Origin of the sequence: Frankia sp. R43 (assembly GCF_001306465.1) — a bacterium.
Classification (GTDB): Bacteria; Actinomycetota; Actinomycetes; order Frankiales; family Frankiaceae; genus Parafrankia; species Parafrankia irregularis.
The window spans coordinates 190,791-208,031 of record NZ_LFCW01000010.1; the positions used below are offsets into that span (position 1 = coordinate 190,791).

General features: G+C 68.4%; 18 protein-coding genes. 10 read left to right on the top strand and 8 right to left on the bottom strand.

Annotation, left to right across the window (positions count from 1 at the left end; translation table 11 throughout):
* Positions 1–81 precede the first annotated feature (81 nt).
* Both ACG83_RS34835 and ACG83_RS45600 read right to left on the bottom strand, forming a co-directional pair.
* A complete protein-coding gene (locus ACG83_RS34835) occupies positions 82–1,089 on the bottom strand; it encodes a methyltransferase (protein ID WP_054570499.1) in 1,008 nt (335 codons plus the stop codon).
* A 435-nt stretch (positions 1,090–1,524) separates the two neighbouring features.
* A complete protein-coding gene (locus tag ACG83_RS45600; RefSeq protein WP_161934827.1) occupies positions 1,525–1,686 on the bottom strand; it encodes a hypothetical protein in 162 nt (53 codons plus the stop codon).
* Between the two features lie 538 nt (positions 1,687–2,224).
* Here ACG83_RS45600 and ACG83_RS44770 point away from each other — a divergent pair.
* Positions 2,225–2,632: a hypothetical protein gene (locus tag ACG83_RS44770; RefSeq protein WP_152991607.1), complete on the top strand. Its 408-nt coding sequence runs from the start codon at positions 2,225–2,227 to the stop codon at positions 2,630–2,632.
* Positions 2,633–3,739: 1,107 nt separating this feature from the next.
* Here ACG83_RS44770 and ACG83_RS34840 read toward each other — a convergent pair.
* Entirely contained in the window at positions 3,740–3,997 is a 258-nt protein-coding gene (locus ACG83_RS34840; protein WP_054570500.1) for a DUF433 domain-containing protein, read from the bottom strand.
* Between the two features lie 23 nt (positions 3,998–4,020).
* Between ACG83_RS34840 and ACG83_RS45885 the strand changes: the two genes are divergently transcribed.
* From ACG83_RS45885 to ACG83_RS34855, 3 genes are all read left to right on the top strand, one after another.
* Positions 4,021–4,164, top strand: a complete 144-nt coding sequence (locus ACG83_RS45885; RefSeq protein ID WP_162604162.1) for a type II toxin-antitoxin system HicA family toxin — start codon at positions 4,021–4,023, stop codon at positions 4,162–4,164.
* Between the two features lie 293 nt (positions 4,165–4,457).
* Positions 4,458–4,700 carry a type II toxin-antitoxin system HicA family toxin gene (locus tag ACG83_RS34850; RefSeq protein ID WP_054570502.1) on the top strand — a complete coding sequence of 81 codons (243 nt, stop codon included), beginning with the start codon at positions 4,458–4,460 and terminating at the stop codon, positions 4,698–4,700.
* Positions 4,693–5,262 (top strand): hypothetical protein, encoded by a 570-nt coding sequence (locus ACG83_RS34855; protein ID WP_054570503.1) that lies wholly within the window; start codon positions 4,693–4,695, stop codon positions 5,260–5,262. The genes ACG83_RS34850 and ACG83_RS34855 overlap by 8 nt, the downstream gene beginning before the upstream one ends.
* Positions 5,263–5,571: 309 nt before the next feature.
* Here the strand turns inward: ACG83_RS34855 and ACG83_RS34860 are convergent, their stop codons facing one another.
* Both ACG83_RS34860 and ACG83_RS34865 read right to left on the bottom strand, forming a co-directional pair.
* The gene (locus ACG83_RS34860) at positions 5,572–6,273 is read right to left on the bottom strand and encodes a hypothetical protein (RefSeq protein WP_054570504.1); all 702 of its coding nucleotides are present in this window, start codon (positions 6,271–6,273) and stop codon (positions 5,572–5,574) included.
* Positions 6,274–6,494: 221 nt separating this feature from the next.
* Positions 6,495–6,779 carry a hypothetical protein gene (locus ACG83_RS34865; RefSeq protein ID WP_235498370.1) on the bottom strand — a complete coding sequence of 95 codons (285 nt, stop codon included), beginning with the start codon at positions 6,777–6,779 and terminating at the stop codon, positions 6,495–6,497.
* A 439-nt stretch (positions 6,780–7,218) separates the two neighbouring features.
* On the opposite strand from ACG83_RS34865, the gene ACG83_RS34870 reads away from it, so the two are divergent.
* From ACG83_RS34870 to ACG83_RS34880, 3 genes are read left to right on the top strand one after another with little or no spacing between them, the layout of a single operon-like run.
* Positions 7,219–7,440: a type II toxin-antitoxin system HicB family antitoxin gene (locus ACG83_RS34870; protein ID WP_235498371.1), complete on the top strand. Its 222-nt coding sequence runs from the start codon at positions 7,219–7,221 to the stop codon at positions 7,438–7,440.
* Between the two features lie 35 nt (positions 7,441–7,475).
* The gene (locus ACG83_RS34875; RefSeq protein ID WP_235498397.1) at positions 7,476–7,664 is read left to right on the top strand and encodes a type II toxin-antitoxin system HicA family toxin; all 189 of its coding nucleotides are present in this window, start codon (positions 7,476–7,478) and stop codon (positions 7,662–7,664) included.
* Positions 7,665–7,696: 32 nt separating this feature from the next.
* The gene (locus ACG83_RS34880) at positions 7,697–7,969 is read left to right on the top strand and encodes an SCO4848 family membrane protein (RefSeq protein ID WP_054570507.1); all 273 of its coding nucleotides are present in this window, start codon (positions 7,697–7,699) and stop codon (positions 7,967–7,969) included.
* 515 nt (positions 7,970–8,484) lie between these two features.
* Here the strand turns inward: ACG83_RS34880 and ACG83_RS34885 are convergent.
* Together ACG83_RS34885 and ACG83_RS34890 are read right to left on the bottom strand one after the other, a co-directional pair.
* Positions 8,485–9,246 carry an SDR family NAD(P)-dependent oxidoreductase gene (locus ACG83_RS34885; protein ID WP_054570508.1) on the bottom strand — a complete coding sequence of 254 codons (762 nt, stop codon included), beginning with the start codon at positions 9,244–9,246 and terminating at the stop codon, positions 8,485–8,487.
* A 104-nt stretch (positions 9,247–9,350) separates the two neighbouring features.
* Positions 9,351–11,114, bottom strand: a complete 1,764-nt coding sequence (locus ACG83_RS34890; protein ID WP_054570670.1) for an aldo/keto reductase — start codon at positions 11,112–11,114, stop codon at positions 9,351–9,353.
* A gap of 177 nt (positions 11,115–11,291) precedes the next feature.
* Between ACG83_RS34890 and ACG83_RS34895 the strand changes: the two genes are divergently transcribed.
* From ACG83_RS34895 to ACG83_RS34905, 3 genes are all read left to right on the top strand, one after another.
* Positions 11,292–12,569, top strand: a complete 1,278-nt coding sequence (locus ACG83_RS34895; protein ID WP_054570509.1) for an aromatic ring-hydroxylating dioxygenase subunit alpha — start codon at positions 11,292–11,294, stop codon at positions 12,567–12,569.
* A 482-nt stretch (positions 12,570–13,051) separates the two neighbouring features.
* Positions 13,052–15,274, top strand: a complete 2,223-nt coding sequence (locus tag ACG83_RS34900) for an ATP-dependent DNA helicase RecQ (RefSeq protein ID WP_054570510.1) — start codon at positions 13,052–13,054, stop codon at positions 15,272–15,274.
* 95 nt (positions 15,275–15,369) lie between these two features.
* Positions 15,370–15,879 (top strand): hypothetical protein, encoded by a 510-nt coding sequence (locus ACG83_RS34905; RefSeq protein ID WP_054570511.1) that lies wholly within the window; start codon positions 15,370–15,372, stop codon positions 15,877–15,879.
* A gap of 11 nt (positions 15,880–15,890) precedes the next feature.
* Here the strand turns inward: ACG83_RS34905 and ACG83_RS34910 are convergent, their stop codons facing one another.
* Complete coding sequence (locus tag ACG83_RS34910; protein ID WP_054570512.1) at positions 15,891–16,673, bottom strand: hypothetical protein; 783 nt, start codon at positions 16,671–16,673, stop codon at positions 15,891–15,893.
* Positions 16,674–17,241 lie beyond the last annotated feature (568 nt).

Sequence of the window (17,241 nt, forward strand, 5' to 3'; positions counted from 1 at the left end):
TGCGCGAGTCCCGCGGATGGCGACGACCAGAGTGGCCAGCGGACCTTCAACAGCTCGGCCGGCCACGCAGGACGATCCGACCTACACGGCGGGAGTGGTTCCGAACTCCAGCGCCGTCCGTCCGCCTGCCACCGGTTCGGCGTGGCGGAGCACGAGGTCGCAGTCCGCGGCCAGCCTGGCTATCTCGCCGACCGTTCTTTCCCGGCCGCTGAAACACATCAGCATGAACAGGTCGAACGCGGTGCCGGCTCCCCGCCCCAGCACCGGCTCGATGACCACGACGGTGCCGTCCGGCGCGGCGGCCCGACGGCACCCGGCCAGAATTCCGCGGGCGTGCTCGTCATCCCAGTCATGCAGGATGTCGGACAGGAGGTAGACGTCCGCGCCGCCGGGCAGCGGGTCGAAGAAACTCCCGGAAATGGCGCTGGCTCGATTGCCGAGCCCGGCAGCCACGAATCTTGCGTTGGCGGCGGCGGTCGGAGCCAGGTCCAGCACCCGTCCGCGCAGATCGGAATGGGTAGCGAGGATAGCGGTGAGAACGGTCCCGTCACCCCCGCCCACATCCAGGATCTCGGAGAAGCGGGTCCAGTCGAAGCGCCTGGCGATCTGCGGCGCCTGTGCTCGGAACCGCCAGCTCATCTGGGCGTCGAACGAGCGCCGCAGGTCCGGGTGGGCGTCGAGGTCCGCCCAGAAACCGCGCCCATTGCGGTGTTGGTAGGCGGGTGCGCCGGTGGTGATCGTTTCGAGCAGTTCGACGAAGGCGAGATCCGCCCGTCCGCCCGCGCAGTTGATGTCGAGCAGGGTCTTGTATCCCTCGGGGGCTTCCCCGGCCATCTGGTTACCGAGGCTCGTGGGCCAATATCGGCCGGACTCGGCGTCGAGGACGAAGACCCCGATCGTGACCAGATGGTCGAGGAGCCGCCGAAGTGCCGGTGCGGAGGTCTCCGTGTCGCAGGCCAGTTGTTCCGCGGTCGCCCCCGCACTGCCCGCGTGTTCGACCAGACCGAGTGTCGCGGCGACCCGTATGGACATGGGGGTCGCCAGATCGGCCATGGCGAGAATCGAAGGACTATCCGTCGAAGCGTCCATGATCCGATCCTATCCGGAATGCTGCCGCGATCGACATCGGGCTACCGGTCCTCCGGTTGGCCACCCACAACATCTGAGATGTGGGTTCTTCGAAATCAGTAGTTCATACTGGATTCGTCGATGTGATGGGTTTGATCGGGCTCTTGGGAAAGGTTGGCCCAGGAATGCAGCCGCCGCTCTTCGTGGCGGTGGCGGTGGCCGCGGCCGAGGTTCCCGTCATTGCCGCCATGGCCAGCACCGCGCCGAGTAGAACGACCGGGTAACGGCGCCCCGGTGCCCGGCCGCGACTTGCTGCCGGGCCTGGCCCACCGCCCAGTATTCTGGCAGGTTGGAAATTGTATCCGTTCACTAGAACTGCCACGTGACCTTGGCGGTGACCTTGGCTGGTTTACCCTCTTCCTTCGATACCTCGACGCTGACCTGGGGCCCATTACTCTAGGATCCACTGGTCTGGGATCCATTGGGCTGGGATGCGGCGCCATTCATGACGTGCTCGTTCTGCGACTCCAGAACGACTGTGGTGAGGCCGCCGACCAGCGCCACCGCGGCCAGCGCGCCGGTCAGTCTTCTCGACCGCAGCGCAACGTTTCCTGCCATTCGCACACTCGTTTCACTCGACGTTCTCGCTCGCCGGCCGTCGATCTGGGCCGGTGTCCCGTGAGCGGAACCAAAGACATGCGGATCCCGAACCCGAACCGGAACTCCGCCCTGCTGAATTCTTTCGAGCCTCACTGTGGACGACGGAAACGCCGTCGGGGCGCCGGGCCCGAGGCGGGCGATTTCGAGACTGAACAGTCTCAACCGGGTGCATGCTCATCCAGGAAGAGTCGATTGTCCGGTCGCGTATCCGGCACCCGACACGGCCACCGCGGTACCGGTTCCTGGTGGCCGGGAGAGGTGGGGTCGCTGTTGGTTTCCTGATCATGCGGGGTGTCGTGGACGTGGGCGATCTGGCCGAATTTGTAGAAAATTCACTTATGGCCTAGGTGCTCCAGCCTGGCGTGTCACGGTGGGTGAATGATAGGTAGCGATCTGGCCGCGGTCTGTGTTCGGGCTGCGGTGAGCTCAGGACCTGTCGTCATGGGTCGGCGGGATGCCCACTAAAGACTCAGGACACCAGCTGCGGGTTCCTTTGATGGATACGACGATCCGTGGCCTGGGGCGCAAGTGGCGTCCATCACCGCAGGCCCGGCCGACGCGGCAGGCCTTCCAGGCCCGGGTGCTGGCTTACCCGGACATTCCGGCCGAAACCGGGAGGCTGCCTGAATCCTTTGGCTTGCTCGCGGTGGCCGGTTTGCTTGGTTTGGCTGGCTTGCCCGATGTGGTGGCTGGTTTGCTTGGTTTGGCTGGCTTGCCCGATGTGGTGGCCGGTTTGCCAGACGCCCCGACCGACGCCGCAGACCCACCTGAGACCTCAGCCTTGGCGGGCTTGGTAGCTGGTTTACCGGACACGCCCGCCGACACCGCAGGCCCCGCTGCCGGCTTATCTGGCTTGGGATGGATGTATCCCGGCAGTGAGGTATCGGTCGGTGCCGTGCAGTAGGCAGTCATGTTCCCCGGGCCGTCGGCGCCGATTATCGGCGGGGCCAGGCCGAGGCTCGTCGGGGAGGGGGCGGGGTCACCACGGGCGGCAGTGTTGCTGCGGCAGATCAGTTGCTGCAGGGGTGAGGTAGGTGCGCCGATTCCCAGCCCAATCACGGGAGACGACCTCGGTCTGCCCGCGTGAGCCGTGGCGGATGACTCTGGCGAGGTCGACATCCGGCCGACCGCCGAGTGGGTGCCGCCGCCCGGCGACGAGTGCACCGTACCGGGGTCGACGGCGAGGGCGACACCGCTCGTGACCGCGAACGCGGCTGCGGCCGCGACCTTCACGGTCAGAAGCTTCGAAAGCAAGATCCTGATAGGCGCGCCGCTGCGGGGGGAGGGCCCGGCTACGGGACACGTTCGCCGGAAGGCGGCCACCGCTGCCTCCTCGCCGACGAGCTTCCTACGTCGGGCCGGAGCGACGGTGAGCGAGTCAGCGCGGAACGATTCCAGGTTCCTGATTATCCGCAGCCACGCTCCAGCCGCCATATCAGCTAACTCTTCATCTTCTATGTCGTCATCGGAAAGCTCGCGAAGCCTATGCAGCAGTCCGGGTTGGACTCTACGGTAAAGGATCCGGAATGCGCTCTCGTCGCCATCTCGCGCAGCGATCATGGTGAGCCGGAGGCCTTCCGCGTCCCTTCCACGAAGATTTGTCTGCGAACCCATCGGAACTCCTCCGCTGTCCGGTGGCGCAACTATACCGCTGTACACAGTCGTGGTCGACAGCTCCGCACTCTCTAGCTCTGAAGGTCCTGATGGCGGGGTGGGTCAGGCTCGCCCGGTCCCGCCCACGGCCCGAAAACAGCGAGCAGGAAACAACTGCGACGTACGCGGACGTCCAGAGTCGCCGGGCCTGCGACCGGCACCGGTGGACGCCCCACCGACATAAACAGTGTAAATCGAGAAGACATTCAAAAACTGCGGGTCGGTCAGAGCCCCGCGGCCGATTACATGGCGCGGGCTCTGGGCTTTGTCTCAACCCGGCGTGCGCTCGGAGGGATTCGAACCCTGCGGGTTCCTCGCGAGGATTACGGATTGTTGCCGAGCAGGAAGCGCACGTTGGTCAGGCTGGGATGATCAGCGGAAGCTGCTGCTCGCGGACGGCTTCGGCTGCGAAGCGGAGCGCCTCGCGGATGTCGTCCCCATCGAGGCCCGGCAAGTCAGCAATGACTTCGGCGGCGGACATGCCGTCTGCGATCATTCCGACGACCGTTGCTACCGGGATGCGCAACCCACGGATGCAGGGAACCCCGCCCATCTGCGCCGGGTTCACCGTGATGCGGGTGAAGTGCACTGGCCACCCCCTCTCGTACTTCAGCATACGGTGATCATGGTGGTCCTGATGTGGTCGCTGTGAGAGGCGCGGCACAGGAGAACGCCTGGGTCGTGATCGTCCCGCTTCGCCGGGAGCTGGCGGCAGGCACTCTCGCCTCTGTCCTGCGCCAGGCGGGCATCGAGGCGGAGGAACTTAGGACGTCGCTGACCTGAGCCCTACACGATCCCGGGTGCAAGCTGGAGGGGTGACTCTGTCGAGGCGTGCGTCGTGGTTCCTGATCGTGGTCAGTGTGTGGACGTGGGCGATCTGGCCGAATTTGTAGAACATTCACTTATGACCTAGGTACGGAGCTGTGTCTCCTCGTGTCCTGGAGGCATTCGTCGACATGTGGACACCTACGCTGGGGCCGCATCCCTGATCAAGGTGCGGAGGTGCCGGTGAAAGCGTTCCCTCGAACTGTTGGTGACGGAAGCTGCGGTCGGCGAGACTCGACCTTCGTGTCGTCGTGACTGGAGAGTTTCCGTCACTGGAGGCTCGGCAGCTCCTGCGCGTGCTCGGGCGGCTGGGGTATCGCGTGACCAGGCAGGACGGCTCGTCGCACCGGTGGCTGGAGGCGGACGGGCGCCCGCGGCTACGGCTGGCGTTCCACGATCGTGTGACTGTTGGTCCGGGCCTGGTTCGTCAGATACTGGTGAAGCAGGTGGGTCTGACCGTGGAGGAGGCGCTGGAGGTGATCCACGGTGACTAGGGCGATCACGGTGATCGTGCGGCGGGATGGCGAATCCTGGTCGGCGTGGTCGCCGCAGTGCCCTGGTCTCGCGGTTGCGGAGCCGACCGCGGCGGAGCTGCGTGGGGCCCTGCCCGAGGCGCTTACCTGGTACTTCGACGGAGACTCCGACTTCGAGATCCTCGTGCATCTTGAGCAGGAACTACGCGGCGTCGTTGTTCGGATTGCTCAGGATGCCTTCGTGTGGGAGCGGCAACTGGTCGCAGAGCGGCTGGGGGCTGCGCTCGGCGTCCAGGAGCAGGCGGAGCGGCTGCGTGCGGCGCCGTCGAACTCTGCGGGGGAGGTCGTCTATGTCTGCACGCTGCCGAGTGACTCGATCTCCTGGCTGACGGCTCAGTTGGACGACGTTGCCGATCCGGTCGTGGTTGCCCTGCCTGCGGCGGAGTCGACGCTGTGGACTCTGCAGTTTGGTGGCGGACGGCGGACTGGTGTCGGGACGGCCGATGTCGACTATTCGCCGGATACAACACTCGGCGAGGTCATGACGACGTTCACGGGGCCTGGGCTGAGGCTCAGCGCGTAGGAGTCTCTGAGATCCGGTGTCGGGGTCTGGCCGCGCCTGCCGTACTCGACCTCACGTGAGGTGACCTTCCTTGATCGGCTAGGTTCTCTTGTTCGGGTGCGAAGCTGGACCAGTGATCCTGTCGAAGCGTGCGTCCTGGTTCCTGATCGCGGTGGGTGTGTGGACGTGGGCGATCTGGCCGAATTTGTAGAACATTCACTTATGCGCGGGTGATCAAAGAACTTCTGTGCCGCAGCGGTTTCTAAAGATCGACAATCTTTATGGTCCACATCCCGTCCTCATGATCTTCGTGCGGCGCGAAGAGTCCGGCTACGGGACGCCCAGCGGCGACGGGCCGGTGTGATCACCGGAGCCACCTTCGCATCCCGCTGAGCGGGGTACCGACCCTCCGGTTCTGGGGCCGGTGGGCAGCCTCCATCCCGACGGCGTCGCCACGAGTTCCAGCACGCCGCTCACGGTCGTGCCCGCCTGTGGCGCCCCGGCGGGCGCGGTCGGGTCGCGCAGCTCGTACCCGGCCATGGCCTCGGTCTCGCTCAGGAAGACGACCGGCGCGATCCGGGCCACCGCGAGACCCGCTGCCCCACCCGTTGCCCCACCGGGTTCCCCGGCGCCACCCGCGGCGGGCGGGTAGGCGCCGGCTGGCCTCCCGGTGCCGAAGCAGGCCCGCACCGCGGCCTCGACCGACCTGCGTGCCCCCGCCGCGTCGGGTGGGCCTGGCGGCACCGGTCCTACCGTGAGACCGTCCGCGATCCGGACGACCTCGTCCGCCCGGCCGCCGCCGATGCTGAGCACGAGACCCGGGGCGGGACTCCACAACAGCGAGAACGACCGTCGGTCATCGATCTCGGCGCTGAGGAGGTACCCGCCGTGACCGTCGACGACGGCGGGCAGCACCGTCTCCCAGCCGGCGGCCGGAGCGTGCGCGACCTCGGCGGCCAGGTCAACCACCGGGCCGCGCCGGACACCGATCCCATACGTCGCCGGCTCCGCCGGGCGGTAGCCGCCAGGCATCGGGGACGGCTGTGGTGTCCTTGGGCCCGCCGGAGGGACGGCCCCGATGTCTCCTGGTCACGAGATGGTGATCGGTGAGCAGATCAGCGCCCACGTCATGTGAGTGCAGTAGTCCTGTTTCCGGACCTTCCACCCGTCGGCGGTTCGGATCATGCGGACGGAGGCGGCCCATGAGACTTCGCTCATCGCGGCGTAGAGCGGACCGGCGTCGACCACGAGGGCTATGACGCCACCTCGTTGGCGAGGATCTCCTCCATGCGTTCGGAGATGTCTTGCCGGCCGCTGCGTCCTGCGCCCCGAGCGCCCAGCACCCGCCGTCCGTTGGTCGTCTCGCCCCGTTCGAGGAGTTCGGCGAGACCTGCTGGCACGATGGCGGCAAGCCGCTGGCCCTTGTCCGTCAGGTAGACGACCTGACCGGATGCGGCAGCCTCTCGGACGACCTCGGCGAGTTGGTCGTCAGGGGGGAGCGGCATCTCCGTCATGGCGACATCGTAACTTTGGTTCACCCACCGCACCCTTCGTCGATCTTCCCGCTCTGGGTGGGGCGCCGAGGCCCCATCGCTTCAAGATCGCCTAAGTGGCCGGCTCGTCGGAACTCGGGCCGCTGTCCAGCTTATGGCGATCAGCGTGGCTGAAATCGCGCGCCCACAGAGAGGCCACGGCGTTCACAGGTGCGACGCTGGTGGAGTGACTCTGTCGAAGCGTGCGTCGTGGTTCCTGATCGCCGTGGGTGTGTCGACGTAGGCGATCTGGCCGAATTTGTAGAACATTCACTTATGACCTAGGTACGCCTGCCGGGCCGAGGTGGTCTTGTTGTCTCTCGTGCATACCTGGGCTGTTGGAGATCGTTTCTGCTCGTATGGTCGACGGAGTCTGATCGATCATGTGGAGGGGGTGGCGATGAGCGCTTCGCCAGATGCGGCCGGTACGGCTAGGCTGATCTCTATGGAGCGAGCGGCGCGGCTGACGGCTGTCGTCACGCACGAGGGCGACTGGTATGTGGCGCGGGCTCTGGAAGTCGAGGTGACCAGCCAGGGATCCAGCGTCGAGGAGTCGCTGGCGAATCTCCGCGAGGCGCTGGAGCTGTACTTCGAGGACCAGCCGTTCCCCGCGACCGCTGCGGACGGTCCCATCGTCGCCCCGCTGGACATCCGCCTGTCGGCGTGACACCTGTGCTGCCTCGGGTCTCCGGGGCGAAGGTGGTGAAAGCCTTGGGGCGTGCTGGCTTCGAGGAGGTCGCCACGCGTGGTTCGCACTGCAAGCTACGGCACAAGGAGAACGCCCGGGTCGTGATCGTCCCGCTTCACCGGGAGCTGGCGACAGGCACTCTCGCTTCTGTTCTGCGCCAGGCGGGCATCGATGCGGGGGAGCTTAGGACGTTGCTCACCTGAGCCTGATGCGATCCCGGGTGCAAGCTGGGTGGGTGACTCTGTCGAAGCGTGCGTCCTGGTTCCTGATCGTGGTGGGTGTGTGGACGTGGGCGATCTGGCCGAACTTCCTCAAGAACATCTGGAAGGATGATCGTTCCTGGAACGATGGTCCGACGAGCTTCTTCACGGTCCATCTGGTCCTGACCGCCACCTCCCTGGCCATCGGCTCCGTTGTCGGTTGGCTCGGGATCCGCGGCGCGCGTGCGGGGCGCCCCGCGGTTCCCGGCGCAGCCTCGTCTGACCAGATGATCAGTTCTGGTCGCTGACGACCTCAGGTGGACGGCGGCGCGGGACGGTTTCGTGTCGCCTCCTTTCCTCATCCTTCCCCGGCAGGCTCGCCACTGCGCTGCTGAAAGCGTCAGCGAAGGACGTCGGTCGGCCAGGTTGGCTCCGGTAGTCGTTGCAGGAGGACTGGTCCGTGAGGCTGGTCCACCGGGGGCGCCGATGCCACGGCTCGGCCTCGACCTCGTCCGTCCAGTGACGGCGGGCGATGCGGGTCGTCATCGTTCCCTCGTCGAGATAGCACTGGAAACGGCGATGACGACGGACATTTTCTCGGCAGCCACGACATCGACGGCTTCGCGGTTGCCGTTGCGGATCACGCCTGGATCCGGGAGCTCGTCCACGCCTTTGCCGCGTTCTGACAAGGCCGTGTGCCGGTGCCCCCGGCATTGACGGCCTCCCTGGAGGACGCGTTGTCCGCTGGAGGCACGCCGGACGATGACGGCCAGGGAACGGAGCAGGATCTCGCCCCGTACCTGTCCCGGTGGCGCCGGTCAGGTCAGGTGTTGCGGCCGCCGTTCACGCCGATGATCTGGCCGGTGATGTAGCCGGCCTCCTCGGAGACAAGGAACGCGCACGCCGCGGAGATGTCCTCCGGCCGGCCGACGCGGCGGACCGGGGTCCGGGCGGCGTGCTCGTCCACGGTTGCGCCGAAACGGCCTTTCTGCTCGCTGAGACGCAGCATCGGGGTGTCGACGAAACCCGGAGGAATGGTGTTGACGGTGATGCCGCTCGGGCCGAGTTCGAGCGCGAGGGCCTTGGTGAAGCCGATGACGCCCGCCTTGGAAGCGACGTAGTGGGCCATGTAGGGCTGGCCACCCTGCGCGCTGGAGGAGGAGATGTTGACGATCCTGCCCCAGCCGGCCTCGATCATGTCCGGGAGGGCGGACTGGCAGCAGTGGAACGTCCCGGTCAGGTTCACGGTGAGGATCGACGTCCAGGATTCCAGGGACATGTCGATGAACCGGTGGTAGCCGGTCTTCCCGGCCGAGTTCACCAGGATGGTGACGGGCCCGAGGTGTTCGCGGGTCTGCGCCAGGGCCTGGTCGACGCTCGCGCGGTCGGCGACATCGACGGCGAGAGCGTGCGCTGTGCCGCCCTCGGCCTCGATCTCGGCCACGACCTGCTTGGCGTCGCCCTCGTTGAGGTCCAGCACGGCCACCCTGGCGCCGTCCCGGGCCAGCCGCAGCGCGCACGAACGCCCGATTCCCGAGGCGCCGCCCGTCACGACGGCGACCTTGCTGTTCAGTGTCCCGGCCATGTGTGTCTTTCCTTTCCGCGTCGACTGCCCGCGAGATGAGAGAGAAGAACGCGATGAGAGAGGGATGAGTGGCGGCTGCCGGCGGTCGCCGGTTTCGGCTGGGGTCACAGGCGGGCGGATGGCGCGGTGGAGCCGTCGATCGCGGTGATGACCTCGCCGGGAAGGTCGACGTCCGCTGCCGCGAGAAGCTCGTCCAGTTGGGCGACACCGGAGATGTCGACGCTTACCGCGGCGACGGGTCTCGTCCATTGCCAGGCCAGGTCAAGCTGCCTGGTCGTGCAGCCGAGCTGGGCCGCCGCTGCCTGCAGTCGTGCGGTCAGCGCGGGATTCGTGGGGTCGGTCTCGTTTTCGGGGCGTGGGGTGCTGATGAACCCGAGGCCCTCCTCGGCGAGAAGGGGGAAATGCTCGCGTTCCGCCGCTCGTGCCGTCGGCCCGTACTCGGAGCGCAGAGAGATGAACCGGGCCCGGCCGAGCCGGTCGCTGGCGGCCACTGCCTTCATGATCCGGTAGGCGGGGAAGCCGGCGGCGCCGACATAGAGGATCTTGCCTGCGCGAACTAGATCATCCAGTGCTTCGACGGTCTCCTCCAGCGGGGTCGACGGGTCGTCGGCGCTCAGCTGGTAGAGATCGATGTAGTCGGTCCCGAGCCGGCGAAGGGCCGCGTCGCAGGCCGCGCGGAGGTGGCGCCGGCTGTTCCGGCCGCCATGGCGGGCTCGATCCAGCGCGATACCGGTGTCGCCACCGCCACCGCCACCGTCACCGCTCGTTCCGACGCCTGTTCCGGTGCTCGTTCCGGCTGCCAGCACGACCTGGGAACGCCTGCCGCGCAGCGACACCGCGCAGATCTCCGCGGCGTCGGCGGAAACGTCGGTGGCGTCGATGAGGTTTCCGCCGGCGTCGAGGTAGCGGGCGACCAGACCCGCCGCGGTCGCCGGGTCGCAGCCGCCGCCGGCCGCCCCGAAGGCCCGGATGCCGAGGGCGAGCCGGGAGACGTCCAGGCCGCTTCGACCGAGCCGTGAATACCGCATCGCCGCGGCCTCGCGCCTGGGCCCGGCGTGCCTGGAGATGGCGGTCTGGCTGGAACTGGCGTCGTCGACCGCGTCCTCGCCAGCGCCAGCGTCCTCGCCAGCGCCAGCGCCAGCGCCAGCGCCTGGGCTCGGGTGATCGGCGCCGGCGATTGGTGTGGCAGGGGAGGAGGCGGGGCGGTCCTGGTGGCCGGGGCCGCGGGTGAGGACGCCGCTGAGGAAGAGCTGCACAGCGTGCTGAAGGCGCTGGTCCTCAAGCTCGGGACTGCGGTAGATGCCGTAGGCCGCGAGCCAGGCCGGCATCGCGCCGACCATGGCGAAGAACTGCTCGGCGGCCAGTTCGACGTTGCTGACCGAGACCGCGCCGGCGCGCTCGTGCTCCCGCAGCAGATCGATGATGACCTGGATGCGCGGTGACCAGGTCGTGGCCTGGGAGCTCGCCGCGAACTCGGGGAACCGGGCCGACTCGGCGATCGCCATCCGGCTGAGGCGGACGATGTCCGGGTCGACGGACCGGGCGAGAATCGCCCGGGCGATCAGGGTCAGGCTGGCCGCGAGGTCGTCGGGCAGCGGCTCCAGGACCCGGGCGTCGCGTTCCTGGCGGGTGAGCGCCCAGGAGCTGACGGCGATGAACAGGGTCCGCTTGTCCGGGTACCGGCCGTACAGGGTGCTCTTGGTGACGCCCGCGGCTCGTGCCACCGCCTCCATGGTGGTCCGGTCGTAGCCGTGTTCGAGGAACGTGTCGACGGCGGCCCGGCGAAGCTTCTCCGTCAGCCGCGCCGCCTCCTCGGAGGTCGGTCTCCCGGCCCGGGACCGCGCACCGTCGTTCGCTCTGGGCTCCATCGAAAAAACGTACGGTTCGGTCGCCTTCTGGGTCAAGATGCGGTCGGCCGGCGGATGGCCCGCAGGCAGCACATGCGCCCGGCCTGCGGTCTGGGCTCAGGACCGTTGACCGGAAACCGGACTCAGTCGTACGTTTTCTCGACGTTCCATCTCGTGTGTGGTCTCGGAGGTAGACGCATGGCCCACTTCCCCAAGCCTGTCGAGGGCAGCTGGACGGAGCACTACCCGGACCTCGGCACCGGGCTGGTCACGTTCGAGGACTCGATCTCTCCCGAGCACTACGAACGGGAGCGTGCCGCGATCTTCCGGCGGACCTGGCTGAACGTCGGCCGCGTGGAGCAGGTCGCGCGAACGGGCGCCTACTTCACGAAGGAGATCCACGCCGCGAACGCGTCGGTGATCATCGTGCGGGACAGGGAGAACCAGGTCCGGGCGTTTCACAACATCTGCCGGCACCGTGGCAACAAGCTGGTCTGGAACGATTTCCCGCGCGAGGAGACGAGCGGCACGGCGCGGCAGTTCACCTGCAAGTACCACGCCTGGCGCTACGGGCTGGACGGTGCGTGCACCTTCGTTCAGCAGGAGTCCGAGTTCTTCGACTTCGACCGGGCTGACTACGGCCTCGTCCCGGTGCGCTGCGAGGTGTGGGAGGGCTTCATCTTCGTCAACTTCGACAACGATGCCGGCCCGCTACGGGAATATCTCGGGCGCTTCGCCGCCGGCCTTGAGGGCTATCCGTTCGGTGAGATGACCGAGGTCTACCGGTACCGGGCCGACGTCGGCAGCAACTGGAAGCTGTACCTCGACGCGTTCGCCGAGTTCTACCACGCACCCGTGCTGCACGCGAAGCAGTACGTGAGCGACGAGTCGCGCAAACTGCTCGGCTACGGCTACGAGTCGCTGCACTACGAGCTGGACGGTCCGCACTCGATGCAGTCGGCCTGGGGCGGAATGGCGCCACCCCGTGATCTCTCCATGGTGAAGCCGATCGAACAGGTGCTGCGCAGCGGGAACTTCGGGCCGTGGGACAGGCCTGACATCCCCGGCCTCGACCCGTTGCCGCCGGGTGTGAACCCGTCCCGGCAGAAGGCCTGGGGCCTCGACTCCTATGTCTTCTTCCCGAATTTCATGATTGTGGTGTGGGCGCCGGGCTGGTACCTCACCTACCACTACTGGCCGACCGCCTACAACCGGCACATCTTCGAGGGGACGCTGTACTTCGTCCCGCCGAGAACGCCGAGCGAGCGGCTGCGGCAGGAGCTGGCCGCGGTCACCTTCAAGGAGTTCGCGCTGCAGGACTGCAACACCCTGGAAGCGACCCAGAAGATGTTGGAGACAAGGGCTGTCTCGGAATTCCCGCTCAACGACCAGGAACTGGCCGTCCGGCATCTGCACCGGACCGCCGGCGACTACGTGGCGTCCTACCAGGAACGGTCCGACCGACGATCCACGTGATCAGCCGGCGCTTGGGCGGCACCAGCCGGACCGGCCGGACCGGCCGTGGTCCCGCCGGCCGGCGCGCCGACGGGACCGCCACCGCCGTCGCGGGGAGAAGACGTGGGTGACGGCCGGATTCCACGAGGACGTCGCCGCAGCCAACGCTGACATCACTCCACCCTGAATCGTCGAAGAATCTGACTTCGCCGACGGATGGTCGTGCGGCGTGTCGCTCGAGCGCGCGTGGGCGCGTGGGCGCGGACCGCGCGCGGTTCCGCGGAACCGCGGGTCGACGGCGGGTACGGTCAGGCCGTCCTGACACGGCCAGCCGCGCGGGTGTGAGCCGGTCGCCCGTTCGAGTCAGCGGAGGACGTCTCGCCTGGCCGGCCAGGTCGGTCTCGCGGACCGGTCGCCCGTGGCCCCTGTGATTGTGGTGACCGCGAGACAGGCGTCGCCGGGGCGAACGCGGATCTGTCGGCGGTGTCGGGTAGACAGGGGGCATGGCTGATCAGGCGGCGCATCGCGGTGGTTCCGGAGGCGACGTGTCGCGGGCTCGGGCCGAGGAGCTGCTGCGGGCGCTGGCGGGTCCGGGTGCGGTGCTGCGCGACGACCAGTGGCGGGCGATCGATGCGCTGGTGAGCGAGCGGCGCCGGGTACTGCTCGTCCAGCGCACGGGCTGGGGCAAGTCCGCCGTGTACTTCCTGGCCACGGCTCTGCTGCGCGGCAGCGAGGGCTCGGGTGGCGGCGCCGCCCCGGCCCGGGTCGGGCCGACGGTGATCGTGTCGCCGCTGCTGGCGCTCATCCGCAACCAGGCGGCTGCCGCCGCGCGGCTGGGCATCCGGGCCGGGGAGATCCACTCGGGCAATCTCACCGAGTGGGACGAGGTCTACGGCGCACTGCGGGCCGGCGAGCTCGACCTGCTGCTGGTCGGCCCGGAGCGGCTGAACAACCCGACGTTCCGGGACGAGTACCTGCCGGAGCTGGCGCGCACGACGGGCCTGCTGGTCATCGACGAGGCGCACTGCATCTCCGACTGGGGCCACGACTTCCGGCCGGACTACCGCCGGCTGCGGTCGCTGATCGGTGAGCTGCGGCCGGGCGTTCCCGTCCTCGCCACGACGGCCACCGCGAACGCGCGGGTCGTCGCGGACGTCAGCGAGCAGCTCGGCGCGGGCGTCGTTGCCGCACCTGACGGCACGGTGGGCGCCGAGACGCTGGTGCTGCGCGGGCCGCTGGAGCGGGAGAGCCTGCGGCTGGGCGTGGTCAGCCTGCCCACCGCCGAGGAGCGCTTCGGCTGGCTGGCTGATCGTCTTCCCGAGCTGCCCGGTTCCGGGATCGTCTACACGCTCACGAAGCCCGCCGCCGAGGAGCTCACCGGCTTCCTGCGCGCCCAGGGCCACACCGTGGCGACTTACCACGGCGGGACGGAACCGGCGGAGCGCATCGCGGCGGAGGAGGACCTGCTCGCGAACCGGGTCAAGGCCCTGATCGCCACCAGCGCGCTGGGGATGGGCTTCGACAAGCCGGATCTCGGCTTCGTCGTGCACGTCGGGGCACCGAACTCCCCGATCGCCTACTACCAGCAGGTCGGCCGGGCGGGCCGCGCGCTGGAGTCCGCGGAGGCGATCCTGCTGCCGGCCGCGGAGGACCGCGCCATCTGGCGGTACTTCGCCGACACGTCCTTCCCACCGGAACGGCTGGTGCGGGACGTGCTCGGCGCGTTGGAGCAGGCGTCGAAGCCGATGTCGACCCAGGCGTTGCTCGCCGTGGTCGACCTGGGGCCGGGCCGCCTGGAGCAGATGCTGAAGGTGCTGGACACCGACGGCGCGGTCCGGCGGGTCAAGGGGGGCTGGGAGCACACCGGGCAGCCCTGGGCGTACGACGCGCGCCGCTACGAGCGGGTCGCCGCGGCGCGCGCGGTCGAGGAGCAGTCGATGCTGGACTACATCGCGACGACGTCCTGTCGGATGGAGTTCCTGCGCCGGGCCCTCGATGATCCGTACGCGGCTGCCTGCGGGCGGTGCGACCGGTGCACCGGGCGGAGCTGGGCGGCGGACGTCTCGGCGCAGGCGCGGGCCAGCGCCCGCACGGAGCTGCGTCGGCCCGGGGTCGTCGTCGAACCGCGCAAGATGTGGCCCACCGGCATGCGCACGCTGGGGATCAACGCCTCCGGCCGGATTCCCGCCGCGGCCGGTGCCCTGTCCGGTCGGGCCCTCGCCCGGCTCAACGACCTCGGGTGGGGTAACCGGCTGCGGCCCATGTTCGACAGTGCGCCCGGCTCGGGTGAGGCGCGTGGCGTGGACCAGCCGGTTCCCGACGACGTCTTCGACGGTGTCGTGCGGATGCTCGCGGCCTGGGAATGGGAGCAGCGCCCGGCGGCGGTGGTGACGGTCGGCTCCCGGAGCCGCCCGCGGCTGGTCGGCGACCTCGGTCAGCGCATCGCCCAGGTCGGGCGGCTGCCCCTGCTCGGGGAGCTGCCGCGGGTTTCGGGCGGGCCGTTCGCCGGCCAGGTGCACAACAGCGCGCACCGCCTCGCCGGGCTGTGGTCGGCGTTCGACGTGCCGCCTCCGCTCGCCGAAACGCTCGGTGGCCTGACCGGCCCGGTGCTGCTCGTCGACGATCTGGTCGTCAGCGGCTGGACGATGACGGCGGCGGCCCGCGCATTGCGCGCCGCCGGCGCACCCGCCGTGATGCCACTGGCCCTGGCGATGGAGACCGGCTGAGCGCAGAATTCCAGGACGCGTGCGCGGTAGGCGCGTAAGGTTTTGTCTCCTGGCCCGGGGCTACCCGATCCAGGCGACAGCGGCGGGGGAGTGGGATGGCGCTGCGTGATCGGATCGCCTTTCAGGTGCGCCCGTACCTGGCTCCGGGGGAGCAGGTCCAGCACGTTGTTCTGGCGCAGGCGGGTCTATCCCCGTACTTCAACCTCGTGCCACCACTCGGATTCCCCGCCTGGAACCTGACAATCAATCTTCTCCCCTGGTCGGAGTTCTATTTCTTCGCTTCCGGCGCCGTGATGGCGGCGCTGGTCCTGGCTGGGTACACGATCTGCCTCACCCGGGTGCGGAACAGGATTCTGGTCGTGACCGACCAGGCCATTCTCCTGATGGGAGCCGGCCTGATCGCCTGGTCCACGCCGAACGGGCCCCCGCTTCTCCGCCTGCCGAGGCGGACCGTTCTGGGCCCGCCCAGGGGTCTGGCCGGCGCGATGCTTCTCTCGGGAGAGAAGCTGTGGGTGTCGCCCCTTTTTCGTAAGCGCGTCACCGCGGCGAACGCCGAACTGGCCGTGGTGACGTCACCGCCCTGGCCGGGGTCCGCGATCAGCTGACACCGGTGGGCTCACTGGTTGGTCAGTTTGCCGGCGATCTGGTCGATGAAACCCTGCTCGGTGTCCTGCGGGGGGTCATCCTGGATGTTGGTGACGGTGAGCTCGACGGCGACCTGACCCACGTAGAAGTAGACCGTGTCGAAGATGTAGCTGTAGGTGCCGGTCTGGTCGGTGATGCTCATCGAGGTACGGACCAGCGCGGTGCAGCCACGTGGCAGAAAGGACGTGTCAACCGCGACGACCTCGGCAGTGAGCTCCTCCGACTGCTCTCCTGCCAGCTGTTCCTCGAGCGCCCCGCGGAAACAGTCACCGAAAAGCGGGCTGGTGACGATGTCGGCGTTCTGCTGGATCTGGCTCGCGGAGAGAACCTTCGCGTGGCTGCTCGCCTGGATCTCGTTCGCGTCGGTGTTGAAGAACGTGTCGCCGGCCGTCTCGTCCGCCGGCGGGGTCGGGTCGTACCCGGTGATGCCGACGCATTCCGCGACCTCGCCGCGGATCAGGCTGCTGTCGGGGTCATCCGCGCCGCCCGAGCTCTCGAAGCCCGCCGTCTCCGGTGCGGCCGTGAGGACGTAGTCACCCGCGCGAAGGTCCCGAGCCGGTGCGCCGGTGGCCGGGGCGGCGGGACCGGTCGCCGGCGCCGCGGTGGCCACCGATGGCGTAGCCGCCGGGGTGGTCGGCGGCGCGATCACGAGGCCGCCTTCCTGGCATCCCGAGAACAGCAGAGCCAACGCCCACGCGGCGATCGCGCCGACCACCGATCGGCGCACATTCCGGACCCGTCGCAGGCCGCTCATCCCTACCTCCGTGCACATCGCCAGCCGTTACGGGAACGGCATTTGTCGTTGGTTTCAACGAGCAACACGATGCCGAAGAAAGGCCGCCCCGAGGCCAGAGTGACGATGTCTTCCGTGGGACAGGCGGCGGCCTCGAGGATTCTTTGGTGAATTTCGGCCGGGTGGCGCCCCGTTTCTGTTCGTGATGCCACCCTTGACAGGGCGCAGAATCGGTGCCTGGTGCTGTGCGCCGGCCCCTGACTGTCCTGGTCCGGAAGGCGACAGCGCCAGCCTGCCCGGGGTGAACTCGACGATCCGCGGATCTTGCTGCTAGCGGGCGAGTGGCTGCTGGTATCGGTCCGCTTCCGCAGGGAGGTCGCCGCGGCCAACGCGGGCCTGGTGCCGGCCTGACCGGACGTGCCCGCGCGGACCGGACCGCTGAACTCCGGACCGCTGAACTCCGGGACGCCGAACTCCGGGACGCTGGACTCCACACCGCTGAACTCGCCGCCGCCGACGCCGAGGCCGCCGAATTCCGTGTCACGGCGGGTGCCCTGGCGCGTTATGATTCGCCGCTGGAACGGGGATT

Coding starts and splice junctions, on each gene's coding strand:
- ACG83_RS34840 (WP_054570500.1), bottom strand. CDS start 3,997: ATGCTGAAGTACGAGAGGGGGTGGCCAGTGCACTTCACCCGCATCACG.
- ACG83_RS34905 (WP_054570511.1), top strand. CDS start 15,370: ATGGCGCTGCGTGATCGGATCGCCTTTCAGGTGCGCCCGTACCTGGCT.
- ACG83_RS34860 (WP_054570504.1), bottom strand. CDS start 6,273: ATGCCTGGCGGCTACCGCCCGGCGGAGCCGGCGACGTATGGGATCGGT.
- ACG83_RS34900 (WP_054570510.1), top strand. CDS start 13,052: ATGGCTGATCAGGCGGCGCATCGCGGTGGTTCCGGAGGCGACGTGTCG.
- ACG83_RS45600 (WP_161934827.1), bottom strand. CDS start 1,686: ATGGCAGGAAACGTTGCGCTGCGGTCGAGAAGACTGACCGGCGCGCTG.
- ACG83_RS34885 (WP_054570508.1), bottom strand. CDS start 9,246: ATGGCCGGGACACTGAACAGCAAGGTCGCCGTCGTGACGGGCGGCGCC.
- ACG83_RS34895 (WP_054570509.1), top strand. CDS start 11,292: ATGGCCCACTTCCCCAAGCCTGTCGAGGGCAGCTGGACGGAGCACTAC.
- ACG83_RS34835 (WP_054570499.1), bottom strand. CDS start 1,089: ATGGACGCTTCGACGGATAGTCCTTCGATTCTCGCCATGGCCGATCTG.
- ACG83_RS34910 (WP_054570512.1), bottom strand. CDS start 16,673: ATGAGCGGCCTGCGACGGGTCCGGAATGTGCGCCGATCGGTGGTCGGC.
- ACG83_RS34890 (WP_054570670.1), bottom strand. CDS start 11,114: ATGGAGCCCAGAGCGAACGACGGTGCGCGGTCCCGGGCCGGGAGACCG.
- ACG83_RS34870 (WP_235498371.1), top strand. CDS start 7,219: ATGGAGCGAGCGGCGCGGCTGACGGCTGTCGTCACGCACGAGGGCGAC.
- ACG83_RS44770 (WP_152991607.1), top strand. CDS start 2,225: ATGGATACGACGATCCGTGGCCTGGGGCGCAAGTGGCGTCCATCACCG.